This window comes from Bradyrhizobium sp. LB11.1, assembly GCF_040549385.1.
GTDB lineage: Bacteria > Pseudomonadota > Alphaproteobacteria > Rhizobiales > Xanthobacteraceae > Bradyrhizobium.
The window spans coordinates 1-12277 of sequence record NZ_JBEPTH010000038.1; the positions used below are offsets into that span (position 1 = coordinate 1).

Sequence of the window (12277 nt, forward strand, 5' to 3'; positions counted from 1 at the left end):
GGCCAATGGCCGAGCGTGTTCGGAGACGCCAAAATGACCACGGCGCTGCTCGACCGGTTGACCCATCACTGCGACATTGTCGAGACCGGCAACGACAGCTGGCGATTCAAAAGCCGCGACGATGTTCAAACAACCCGCGCTCGCGCCGTCTCCGCAACCCCGACCAGCTCCGACGACCCGAGCGCTGCCAGCAAACCACGCCGCGCAAAGGGGTCAAATTTGGACGCCGATGAGGGGGCAATTTGCAGGCCGATTGACAGACTGATCGAGCCCGCGATCACGCCGCGGACCCGCGCGATCGTGCCGGTGCACTATGCCGGCGTATCCTGCGAGATGGATTCCATCATGACGATCGCGAGGGGCCACAATCTGAAGGTCGTCGAGGATGCCGCGCAGGGCATCATGGCGAGCTACAAGGGCTCGGCACTCGGCGGGATCGGTGATCTCGGCGGCCTCAGCTTTCACGAGACCAAGAACGTCATCTCCGGTGAAGGCGGCGCCCTGCTGGTCAACGATCCGGAATTGGTGCTTCGCGCCGAAATCCTTCGCGAGAAGGGAACGGATCGCAGCAGATTTTTCCGCGGCGAGGTCGACAAGTACACTTGGCAGGATCTCGGCTCTTCGTACCTGCCGAGCGAACTGACGGCTGCTTTCCTCTGGGCTCAGCTCGAGGAGGCGCAGGCCATCACGAACCGGCGGCTCGCATTGTGGCAGACCTATCACGCAATGCTGGAACCGCTCGAACGACTTGGCTTGCTGCGCCGGCCGATCGTACCGGGCGAGTGTCAGCAGAACGGTCATCTCTATTATGTTCTTCTTGCACCAGGGATCGACCGCGGCACGGTTCTTGGAAGGCTCAAGGAGGCGCAAATCAACGCCGTCTTCCACTATGTGCCTCTGCACTCCTCCCCCGCCGGCAGGCGATTTGGGCGGCAGAGCGGAGAGCTCTCACTTACCACGTCGTTGTCGGAGCGGTTGATCAGACTTCCGATGTGGATCGGCTTAAGCGAAACGCAGCAGCAGCGGGTCTGCGACACATTGGGCAAAATCCTGCGCAACTGACCCGCGTTCGCCTGGAGCTCCCATGTCCGGGAGGCGGTGCGGCACGCCGAAGGCGCGTTCACGCGCGTCTTCGACGCGCTACGGCTGCGCCGCAGCGCCGGCAGGAGGCCACTCATTCAGCAAGCAGGGCAGCGCACCGCTATCGCGCTGCGTCCGGGGCACAAGTTCCTGGCCGAGTTGATCATCACTTCTGACATTTCGGGCACCAGAACGTCGAGCGGCCGTTCTGGTTGAAGCGCTTCACGGTGCCACCGCAACGTGGCGTCGTGCATTTCTCGCCCTCGCGGTCGTAGACCTTGAAGGAGTGCTGGAAATAGCCGAGCTCGCCCGAGGTCTGGCGATGGTCGCGCAATGACGAACCGCCGGCCTTGATGGCGTCGTTCAGCACGGTGTGGATCGCACCGACCAACCGCTTTGCGTGATCCGTTGGTTCACCCTTCCTGGTCGACAGCGTCGCGGCAATCCGGCGCGGCGACAGATGCGAGCGATGCAGGGCTTCGCAGACATAGATGTTGCCGAGGCCTGCGACCACGCGCTGGTCGAGCAGCGCCGCCTTCAGGCTTGTGGTCTTGCCTTCGCAGGAATGCGCCAGCATCGCGGCGTCGAACTCGTTGCCGAGCGGCTCGGGGCCGAGGTCGCGCAGCAGCGGCTCGTCTTCGAGCGCGTTGCGCGCGATCACTTTCATGTAACCGAAGCGGCGCGGATCGTTGAAGATGATGTCGGCGCCCGAGGACATCCGAAACAGCACGTGGTCATGCGCGGAGTCCTTACCTTTCGGATAGTGAAACTCCCCGGGCGCGGCCTCGTTGTCCGATTTGATGACGCGGAAAGAGCCCGACATCCCCAGATGCATCAGCAGCACGTCGCCGGAGGCGAGATCGGCCATGAGATATTTTGCGCGGCGGCCGAGGCCCGTGACGATCTGTCCCTGGAGCCGGGCCACGAAGTCCGGCTGGAACGGAAAGCGCAAATCGGGCCGGCGGGCCTCCGCGACGACGATTTTCGCACCCTCCATGACGGGCTGAAGGCCACGGCGGACGGTCTCGACTTCGGGCAATTCAGGCATGGTCAGGCATTCACCTTATGAGGGCGGTGTGATAGCGCCATTGCGGCGGCCGCGCTATGGTCCGCCTTGCGGAGTAGAGTAATGGATCGGCCGGGCGAAACCACGCATTTTGGCTTCAAAGACGTTCCCCTGGGGGACAAACAGACGCTGGTGAACGATGTGTTTCACAGCGTGGCGTCGCGCTATGACTTGATGAACGATTTGATGTCCGGTGGCCTGCACCGGGTCTGGAAGGACATCATGATCAACGCACTCAACCCGCCGAAGAACGACCGGCCGTTTGCACTGCTCGACGTTGCCGGTGGCACCGGCGACATTTCGTTCCGGGCCGCCAAGGCGGCAGGTCCGGGCTTCCATGCCACCGTCTGCGACATCAACTCCGACATGCTGGCGGTGGGCCGCGAGCGTGCCGCAAAACAGCATCTCGAAACCCAGGTCGATTTCGTCGAGGGCAATGCCGAAGCGCTCGCCTTCGCCGACCGCAGCTTTGACGCGTATACGATCGCTTTCGGCATTCGCAACGTGCCTGAGATCGACAAGGCGCTGGGCGAAGCCTATCGCGTGCTCAAGCCCGGCAGCCGCTTCCTGTGCCTGGAATTCTCCACCGTCGAGATGCCCGGCCTCGACAAGATCTACGACCTGTTCTCGTTCAAGGTGATCCCGCCGCTCGGCCGCATGGTGACGGGCGACGCCGAGTCCTATCAATATCTCGTCGAGTCGATCCGCAAGTTTCCGAAGCCAAACGCCTTCGCCGACATGATCCGCAAAGCCGGTTTCTCCCGCGTCAGCTTTCAGACCCTGACCGGCGGCATCGTCGCACTGCATTCGGGCTGGCGTTTGTGATCTCTGCCATCACCCACATTTCGCGCCTGATCCGCGCCGCGTTCGTGTTCGCGCGCGAGGGCGTGTTCGGCTCCGTCGACCCGAGCCTGGTGCCACCGCCCGGCCAGCTTGCGCTGAAGCTTGCCCGCATCGTCGAGCGGCGCGGCCCGAAGGATGGTCCGCGGATGTCGCGCGCGCTGACCCGGATGGGCCCGGCCTATCTCAAGCTCGGACAGTTTTTGGCGACGCGGCCCGATGTCGTCGGCGTCGTGATGGCGCGCGACCTCGAAAGCCTTCAGGACCGCCTGCCGCCGTTTTCGCAGGCGGAAGCCGAAGCGGCAATCTCGACGTCGCTGGACCGGCCGCTGAAGGATGTGTTCGTCAGTCTCAGTCCCCCGGTTGCGGCCGCCTCGATCGCGCAGGTGCACCGCGGCGAGGTCGAGCGCGATGGCATCCGCAAGCCTGTCGCGGTCAAGGTGCTGCGGCCCAACGTGTCCGCGCGCTTCCGCCGCGATCTCTCCGATTTCTTCTACGTCGCACACAAGGCCGAGGCTTATTCCGCAGAGGCGCGGCGGCTGCGTCTCATCGAAGTCATCAACACCATGTCGCGTTCGGTCGCGATGGAGATGGATCTGCGGCTCGAGGCCGCCGCATTGTCGGAGATGGCGGAGAACACGCGCGACGATCCTGATTTTCGCGTGCCGACCGTCGACTGGGACCGCACCACGCATAACGTGCTGACGATGGAGTGGATCGACGGCATCGCGCTGAACGATCACAAGCGCCTGGCGGAGTCGCAGGTCGATTTGCCCGATCTCGGCCGCAAGGTGATCCAGAGTTTTCTGCGCCACGCGTTGCGCGACGGCTTCTTCCACGCCGACATGCATCCGGGCAATCTGTTCCTCGATGACGCCGGCCGTCTCGTCGCGGTCGATTTCGGCATCATGGGCCGGCTTGGTATGAAGGAGCGGCGCTTCCTCGCCGAAATCCTGCTCGGCTTCATCACCCGCGACTATCGCCGCGTCGCCGAAGTGCATTTCGAGGCGGGCTATGTGCCCGCGCATCACTCGGTCGAGAATTTCGCGCAAGCGATCCGCGCCATCGGCGAACCCATTCACAACCGCACCGCCGAGGAAATCTCGATGGCGCGGCTGCTGACGCTGCTGCTCGAGGTCACCGGCCTGTTCGACATGACCACGCGGCCCGAGCTGATCCTGCTGCAGAAGACCATGGTCGTGGTCGAAGGCGTCGCACGCGGCTTCGATCCGAAGCTCGACATCTGGAAGGTTGCCGATCCCGTGGTGCGCGAATGGATCGAGCGCAATCTCGGACCCATCGGCCGGGTGCAGGGCGCGTTGGCCGGCGGCGGCGACCTCGCCCGCGTACTGATGCGCCTGCCCGACATCGCGCAACGCTCGGTCGCGGTGCTCGAGCAGCTGGAGACCATGACGCGCGAGGGCATTCGGCTGTCGCCGGAGAGCATCGCTGCGATGGGCCGCAGCGAGGGCCGCAAGAACCGGTGGCGCACCGTGGCGCTCTGGATCATCGCCGCGACCTTCATTGGCATTCTGGTCGCCGTCCGGAACCTGTGATTGCCAAAGTCTTGATTGCACTGCTATCACGCGACTGATAGCATCGCTATCATTTCGTGCCGGAGGGTGCCGTGGCAAGCCTGACCATCCGCAAGCTCGACGAGAACGTCAAAACCTTCCTCCGCCTGCGCTCGGCGCGGAACCGCAGATCAGTCGAGGAAGAGGTTCGGGTCATCCTGGGCGAGCTGATCGAGGGCCGCGAGGAGCCGCTGACGCCGTTTGCTGCCCCTCCGATCGCATCCACCGCCCCCACGCCCCAGCGCACCGGCGCGGTCCCCGAGGCTAGCGTCACCCTGGTCATCGGCGGCGGAATCGCGGCCTACAAGTCCCTCGATCTGATCCGCAGGCTGAAGGAGCGCCGTATCGAGGTTCGCTGCGTGCTGACCAAGGCGGCGCAGCAATTCGTCACGCCACTCTCGGTCAGCGCCCTTTCCCATGAGCGCGTCTACACCGACCTGTTCGATCCCCAGAGCGAGTTCGACGCCGGACATATCCGCCTCGCGCGCGACTGCGATTTGATCATCGCGGCGCCGGCCACCGCCGACCTGATGGCCAAGATGGCCAACGGCCATGCCGACGATCTCGCCAGCGCGATCCTGCTCGCGACCAACCGCAAGGTGCTGCTGGCGCCGGCAATGAATCCACTGATGTGGAACAACGCGGCGACGCGGCGCAATGTCGCGCAGCTTCAACGCGACGGCGTGCTGCTGATCGGGCCTAACTCAGGCGAGATGGCCGAGGCTGGTGAGGCCGGAATCGGCCGCATGTCCGAGGCGATCGAGATCGCGACCGCCGCCGAGCGGCTGCTGCGGCCGCCGGTGCCGCACCCGCTTGCCGGCAAGCGCGTGCTGATCACCGCGGGTCCCACGCACGAGCCGATCGATCCGGTGCGCTACATCGCCAATCGTTCTTCGGGCAAGCAGGGCTTTGCCATTGCCGCCGCCGCGCAAGCCGCCGGCGCCGAAGTGATTCTCGTCAGCGGCCCGGTCGATCTCAGCGATCCCCAAGGCGTGACGGTGAAGCATGTGGAATCGGCGCGGCAGATGCTGGAACAGGTGCAATCAGCGCTTCCCGCCGACATCGCGATCTTCGCCGCCGCCGTTGCCGACTGGCGCGTCGTCAATGAAGGCGAGCAGAAGCTGAAGAAGACCTCGGCCGGCATGCCGCCGCTTCAGCTGGTCGAAAACCCCGACATTCTCGCGACGATCTCAAAACTCGCCGACAAGCGTCCGCCGCTCGTGATCGGCTTTGCTGCCGAGACCGAGCACCTCATCGACAACGCCAAGTCAAAGCTCGCCCGCAAGGGCTGCGACTGGATCGTCGCCAATGATGTCTCGCCCGCCACCGGCGTGATGGGCGGCGATCGCAACACCGTGCACCTCATCAGCAAAAATGCTGAGAACAACGGCGAGATCATTGTTGATTCCTGGCCGGTGATGACCAAGGAACAGGTCGCCATCGAACTGGTCGCGCATATCGTAAAAAGCGTGACCGACAAATCCCTGGAGCCGGCATCTTGAGCACGCAAGTCACTGTCGAACTGCAGCGCCTGCCCCACGCGGAAGGCCTGCCGCTGCCGGCCTACCAGACCGCGGAAGCCGCCGGCCTCGACCTGATGGCGGCGGTGGCGGACAGCGAGCCGATGATGCTCGCGCCCGGCCAATATGCGCTGGTACCGACCGGGCTCGCGATTGCTCTGCCGCCCGGGCACGAGGCCCAGGTGCGGCCGCGCTCGGGGCTTGCGGCCAAGCACGGCGTCACCGTGCTGAACTCGCCCGGCACGATCGACGCGGACTACCGCGGCGAGATCAAGGTGATCCTGATCAACCATGGCGCCGCCCCCTTCGTGATCAAGCGCGGCGAGCGCATCGCGCAGATGGTGATCGCGCCAGTGGTCCAGGCCGCGCTGGTTCCCGTGGTGACGCTGTCGTCGACCGATCGCGGCGCAGGCGGCTTCGGCTCGACCGGCCGCTAGTTTCTTACCTCTCCCGCTTGCGGGAGACGGAGCGCCCCGTAATCGTGGCAAGCAATCCGCACGACACGCTCACGCACGGCAAATCCAACCGAATCACCCCTAAGAACGACGTGACCTGGAACCCCGCCACCGGCATTTTTGTGTAGCCGTCTTTGCGTTCACGGTCTGGACTCTTACCGGTGGAGTCACGGTGAGGGTATTGTCGATTGATTCGCGTGCGGCGGGGGTCGCCGCGCGTCAATTCGTGCGGTCTCGGGGCAACTATGTCAGGCGTGATCGTGTCGATGCGTCGGACGCTGTTGTCGTGCACATCGTTGGCACGCAACAGCTTGTTGGGAGGCGCTCTCGCAGCGCTGCTGCCGGCTGAGCCGGCGGAGGCCGCCGACATCGTCGACACACTCTCGATATTGCTGGATTACAACCGGCAAGAACTCGCGGGGCTGGCCACCGCGCTGGCTTTGCTCGGCTTCACGGTCGTCGCTGCGATCATGCTGATGCGCACGCGCGTCCGCACCGCGAAGAACGAGGCGGCGTTGCGCGCGCGGATCAGGGAACTCCAGTTACAGACCGACCGCTTCGGCGCGATGCTGTTCGCCGAACCGCAGGTCCTGATCTCCTGGCCGGCCGGCGACGATCGCGCGCAGATTTCGGGTGACGTCTCCATGGTGCTGCCGCGCGATTCGTCGCCGCAGCGCGTGCTCGCCTTCGGAACCTGGCTGCCGCCGGAACCGGCGCTGCAGATGGACCACGCCGTCGATGCGCTGCGCGACCGCGGCGACGGCTTCCAGGTCACGCTGACCACCGCCAACGGCCACACGCTGGAAGCGCTCGGCCGCGCCATCGGCGGTCAAGCCATTGTCCGGATTCGCGAACTCTCCGGCCTTCGGCGCGATCTGGCCGAGACCAATCTGCGCTACAAGGCGCTCTCCGACGAGACCGAGATGCTGCGCGGCTTCGCTGCGGCAGCGCCATGGCCGATCTGGGCCAAGGGCGAGAACGGCGCGCTGACCTTCGCCAACCCGGCCTATGTGCGCGCCACGGAAGCCAACAGCGTCACTGACGCCCGGGAGCGCAAGCTCGAGCTGCTCGACAGCGCCGACCGCACCGCCATGGAGCGCGGCCTGAAGGACGCCGCGAGCTTCAGCTCGCGCCTGCCGATCGTGACCGGCGGCGAGCGGCGGATCTACGATGTGCGCGCCGTCAATGTCGGCAGCGGCAGCGTCGGCGTCGCAATCGATGCCAGCGAGGCGGATGCGCTGAGCGCGGCCTTGGTGCGGATGGCGGAGGCGCATCGGCGCACCCTTGACCAGCTGTCCTCCGGCGTTGCCGTGTTCGACGGCCAGCGCCGGCTCGCCTTCTACAACGATTCCTATCGGCGGCTGTGGGACCTCGACCGTACCTTCCTCGACGCCAATCCCGACGATTCGAGCGTGCTCGACAAGCTCCGGGCCGCGCGCAAACTGCCGGAGCAGCCGGATTTCCGGGCCTGGAAGGTCAAGCTGCACGAGGCCTATCGCGCGGTCGAGGCCGCGAAAGACACCTGGTACCTGCCCGACGGGCGCGCGCTCTCCGTCGTCACCTCACCGAATCCGGAAGGCGGCGTCACCTATCTGTTCGACGACGTCACCGCGAGCCTCGAGCTCGCCCGCCGCTTCGACGGCATGATCCGTGTTCAGCGCGAAACGCTGGACAGCCTCGCCGAAGGCGTCGCGGTGTTCGGCAGCAACGGCAGAGCACAGTTGTTCAATCCGGCCTACGTCCGGATGTGGAAGCTCTCCCACGATGCCATGCGCGAGGAGCCGCATATCCAGACCGTCGAAGGCTGGTGCCAGCAGCTGTTCGACGATCCGACCGTCTGGCGCCAGATCCGCGAGGCCATCACCTCGATCGAGAACCGCGCCGACGTGCCGCTCAAGCTGGAGCGCAAGGACGGCAGCGTGCTCGATGGCATGATCCGCCCGCTGCCCGATGGCGCGACCATGCTGACCTTCCTGGACATCACCGACACCGAGAACGTCGAGCGGGCGCTGCGCGAACGCAACGAGGCGCTGGAGACGGCCGACCAGATGAAGGTGGATTTCGTCCACCACGTCTCTTACGAGCTGCGCTCCCCGCTCACCACCATCATCGGCTTCGCGCATTTCCTCAGCGATCCCTCGACGGGGCCGCTGACGCCGAAGCAGGCCGAATATCTCGACTACGTCACCAAATCGACCAACGCGCTGCTGGCGCTCACCAACAACATCCTGGATCTTGCGACGATCGACGCCGGCGCCATGAAGCTGGAACTCGGCCCGGTCGACGTCAGCAAGACCATCGAGCTCGCCGCCGAAGGCCTCCAGGACCGGCTCGCCACCGACCGCATCCGCCTCAAGGTCGAGATCGCGTCCGATGTCGGCAGCTTCGTCGGCGACGAGAAGCGCGTGGTGCAGGTGCTCTATAATCTGCTCGCCAACGCCGTCGACTTCTCGCCGCAGGATTCCACCGTCGGGATCAGCGCGCGCCGCACCGAGCGCAGCGTGGTCTTCATTGTGACAGATTCCGGGCCTGGAATACCCGCTGACATGAAGGACAAGGTGTTCAACTGGTTCGAAAGCCGCTCGCAGGGCTCGCGTCATCGCGGCGCCGGGCTCGGGCTGTCGCTGGTGCGCTCCTTCGTTGAGCTGCATGGCGGCAAGGTGCAGGTGGATTCGGTCGTCGGCAAGGGCACGGTCGTGATCTGCGACTTCCCGACCGACCAGGCGGTGCATCGCGACGCTGCCGAATGATTGCGCCGACCACATTCTCCGTCGCGCTTCACAACGAGACGGCCACTGCGCAATTGATGGCCGATCTCGCGCTGCTGGTCGGCCCCGGCGATGTCATCACGCTCACCGGCGATCTCGGTGCGGGCAAGACTGCCGCAGCCCGCGCCATGATCCGTTACCTCGCCGGTGACGAAGAACTGGAAGTGCCGAGCCCGACCTTCACGCTGGTGCAGGGTTATGAGCTGCCGGCGTTTCCGGTGATGCATGTCGACCTCTATCGCGTGGAAGACGAGAGCGAGCTCGAGGAGATCGGGATGTCGCCGCTCCCCGACGCCACGCTGGCGCTGATCGAATGGCCGGAGCGCGCGCCGTCGGCAATGCCCGCGGACCGCATCGACATCGCATTGACACATCGCCCGGCCCTGGGCTCGAATGCCCGCGCCGCCGATATCAGCGGCTACGGCAAGGCTGCCGCCGCCGTCGCGCGGCTGAAGGCGCTGCGCGAATTCCTCGATGTGTCCGGCTACATCGACGCGGGCCGCAAGCGCATGGCCGGCGACGCCTCGACACGCTCCTATGCGCGGCTGATCCGCGACGACGGCGTCGTCATCCTCATGAACTTTCCGCAGCGCCCCGATGGCGCGGCGATCTACAGCGGAAAATCATACAGCGCCGCGGTGCATCTTGCGGAGAACATCAAGCCGTTCGTCGCGATCGACGAAGGCCTGCGCGCGGCAGGAATCTCGGCGCCCGCGATCCACCATTTCGATCTCGACCATGGTTTTCTGATCTCGGAGGACTTTGGCAACGAGGGCGTGATCGAAGGCGATCCGCCGCGCCCGATCACTGAGCGCTATGAAGCCGCGACCGACGTATTGGCTGTGCTGCACGGCAAGACGCTGCCGGAAACGCTGCCGCTGGATGGGCAAACCTATACCATTCCCGCTTGGGACACCCATGCATTGCTGATTGAGATCGGCTTGATGCCGGAATGGTATCTGCCCGATCGCAACGCGCCACTGAGCGACGAAAAGCGCGCGGAGTTCTTCGCGATGTGGCGAGAGCTGCTGAAGAAGCCGCTGATCGCACCCAGGACCTGGATCATCCGCGATTACCACTCGCCGAATCTGATCTGGCTCGCGGACCGCACCGGCATGGCGCGCGTTGGCGTGATCGACTTCCAGGACACCGTGCTCGGGCCGCACTCCTATGACGTGGTGTCGCTACTCCAGGACGCCCGCATCGACGTGCCCGAGAATATCGAGCTGATGCTGCTGTCGCGCTATATCAAGGCGCGCCGCGCCGACAATGCCAGTTTCGATCCGGCCGGTTTTGCCGAGCTCTATGCCATCATGTCGGCGCAGCGCAACACGCGCCTGCTCGGCACCTTTGCCCGGCTCAACCGCCGCGACGGCAAGCCGCATTATTTGCGCCACCAGCCGCGGATCTGGACCTATCTCCAGCGCTCGCTGGCGCATCCGGCGCTTGGCCCCTTGCGCGACTGGTATCTCGCCAACGTCCCGCCGCCCCGATCCTGAGCTGGAACCGATTTACCGGCTGTTAGCCATCGCGCCGGTATCATCGCCCGCGAGCCGCCGGACAAATACGGGGCTGGAGCAAGGGCAGATGGCGGTCAAGACGGACCATCGCGGGAACAGCCGGGTTGTTTTCGAACGTGGTGTGCCGGCCCAGATGATGGGCATCGACGGCACCTGGCGGCGCGAATGCACCATGGAGGACGTCTCCGACAGCGGCGCCAAACTGACCATCGACGGCTCGGTCGAAGGCCTGCATCTGAAGGAATTCTTTCTGGTCCTGTCGTCAACCGGGTTAGCGTACCGGCGCTGCGAGCTGGCCTGGGTCAATGGCGACCAGATCGGCGTCAATTTCCTGAAGGTCGGCGACAAGAAGAAAAAGACGCGCTCCACAGCCGTCGGGGCGTGACGGCAACACACGTCGCACAACCGTCACGGCGGGTGGTTAAGGCCGTTGAGATGCGGTGCGGTCGAGTCCGGTTCGTGCTAGGATTGCTGCAAACGCGAATTTCAGAGGTTCGAGAAAGCGAAGTATGTCCGTCAAACCGACCAAAGCCATGGTGCTCGCCGCAGGGTTCGGCCTGCGCATGCGTCCCCTGACGGATAAAATGCCGAAGCCGATGGTGCCGGTGGCTGGCCAGCCGCTGCTCGACCACGTGCTCGACAAGCTCGGCCTGGCGGGTGTGACCGAGGCAGTGGTCAATGTGCACTACCTTCCGGACCAGATCATCAATCACACCGCATCGCGCCAGCTTCCGCACGTGACCATTTCGGACGAGCGCGACCAGGTGCTCGGCACCGGCGGCGGCGTGGTCAAGGCGCTGCCGCTGCTCGGCGACGCGCCGTTCTTCCACGTCAATTCCGACACGCTGTGGATCGACGGCGTCCGTTCCAATCTGACCCGGCTCGCGGAAAACTTCGACCCCGCGCGCATGGACATCCTGCTTCTGATGGCGCCGACCGCCACCAGCATCGGCTATAGCGGCCGCGGCGATTACGGTATGCTGCCCGACGGCGCGCTGCGCAAGCGTAAGGAAAAAGAGGTCGTCCCGTTCGTGTATGCGGGCGCGGCCATCCTGTCGCCGAAGATCTTCGTGGACGCGCCGCAAGGCGAGTTCTCGCTAACGAAAATGTTCGACCGCGCCAATGAGCAGGAGCGCCTGTTCGGCCTCCGCCTCGACGGCGTCTGGATGCATGTCGGCACGCCGGATGCGGTGCACGCCGCGGAAGAGGCGTTTCTGGAGAGCGTGGCGTAGGCCAGCCTCGAACACGGTGCCGTAAGGTGGGCAAAGGCGCACTTGCGCCGTGCCCACCATCTCTCTCGATCACAAATAATGCGTGGGCACGCTTCCGCCTTCGCTCTTCGAGCTACGGCGGACAAGTCGCTTTGCCCACCCTCATATGGGGCATTTTGAGTCAAGGCTCTTGCGTAGGTCTGGGTCAGGGTTTGACGATGCGAGGGCGGCGCGCGGAGCCAT

The 12277-nt window shown here is 64.9% G+C and carries 10 protein-coding genes and 1 pseudogene; 10 read left to right on the top strand and 1 reads right to left on the bottom strand.

From position 1 onward, the window contains the following. Both ABIA96_RS36020 and rffA read left to right on the top strand, forming a co-directional pair. A pseudogene (locus tag ABIA96_RS36020) lies at positions 1-117 on the top strand (ATP-binding protein); the annotation flags it as partial. Positions 118-219: 102 nt separating this feature from the next. After that, positions 220-1062 carry a dTDP-4-amino-4,6-dideoxygalactose transaminase gene (gene rffA / locus ABIA96_RS36025; protein WP_354141648.1) on the top strand — a complete coding sequence of 281 codons (843 nt, stop codon included), beginning with the start codon at positions 220-222 and terminating at the stop codon, positions 1060-1062. Positions 1063-1246: 184 nt separating this feature from the next. Here the strand turns inward: rffA and mutM are convergent, their stop codons facing one another. Further along, positions 1247-2128 (bottom strand): bifunctional DNA-formamidopyrimidine glycosylase/DNA-(apurinic or apyrimidinic site) lyase, encoded by an 882-nt coding sequence (gene mutM / locus ABIA96_RS36030; RefSeq protein WP_354141639.1) that lies wholly within the window; start codon positions 2126-2128, stop codon positions 1247-1249. Positions 2129-2209: 81 nt separating this feature from the next. Here mutM and ubiE point away from each other — a divergent pair, with 81 nt between their 5' ends. The 8 genes from ubiE to ABIA96_RS36070 all read left to right on the top strand — a co-directional run bounded on the left by ubiE (position 2210) and on the right by ABIA96_RS36070 (position 12055). Further along, positions 2210-2971 carry a bifunctional demethylmenaquinone methyltransferase/2-methoxy-6-polyprenyl-1,4-benzoquinol methylase UbiE gene (ubiE, locus tag ABIA96_RS36035; protein ID WP_354141640.1) on the top strand — a complete coding sequence of 254 codons (762 nt, stop codon included), beginning with the start codon at positions 2210-2212 and terminating at the stop codon, positions 2969-2971. After that, positions 2968-4542, top strand: a complete 1575-nt coding sequence (ubiB, locus tag ABIA96_RS36040) for a 2-polyprenylphenol 6-hydroxylase (RefSeq protein ID WP_354141641.1) — start codon at positions 2968-2970, stop codon at positions 4540-4542. Before ubiE ends, ubiB begins: the two co-directional genes overlap by 4 nt. Before the next feature lie 71 nt (positions 4543-4613). Continuing rightward, complete coding sequence (gene coaBC, locus ABIA96_RS36045) at positions 4614-6062, top strand: bifunctional phosphopantothenoylcysteine decarboxylase/phosphopantothenate--cysteine ligase CoaBC (protein ID WP_354141642.1); 1449 nt, start codon at positions 4614-4616, stop codon at positions 6060-6062. Next, complete coding sequence (gene dut / locus ABIA96_RS36050; RefSeq protein WP_354141643.1) at positions 6059-6517, top strand: dUTP diphosphatase; 459 nt, start codon at positions 6059-6061, stop codon at positions 6515-6517. The genes coaBC and dut overlap by 4 nt, the downstream gene beginning before the upstream one ends. A gap of 263 nt (positions 6518-6780) precedes the next feature. Continuing rightward, entirely contained in the window at positions 6781-9285 is a 2505-nt protein-coding gene (locus ABIA96_RS36055) for a sensor histidine kinase (RefSeq protein ID WP_354141644.1), read from the top strand. Next, positions 9282-10802: a tRNA (adenosine(37)-N6)-threonylcarbamoyltransferase complex ATPase subunit type 1 TsaE gene (gene tsaE, locus ABIA96_RS36060; protein WP_354141645.1), complete on the top strand. Its 1521-nt coding sequence runs from the start codon at positions 9282-9284 to the stop codon at positions 10800-10802. Before ABIA96_RS36055 ends, tsaE begins: the two co-directional genes overlap by 4 nt. 88 nt (positions 10803-10890) lie before the next feature. Beyond that, entirely contained in the window at positions 10891-11208 is a 318-nt protein-coding gene (locus ABIA96_RS36065) for a PilZ domain-containing protein (protein WP_354141646.1), read from the top strand. A gap of 124 nt (positions 11209-11332) precedes the next feature. Then, positions 11333-12055, top strand: coding sequence for a nucleotidyltransferase family protein (locus ABIA96_RS36070; RefSeq protein ID WP_354141647.1), 723 nt, complete (start codon positions 11333-11335; stop codon positions 12053-12055). The last annotated feature ends 222 nt before the right edge of the window (positions 12056-12277 follow it).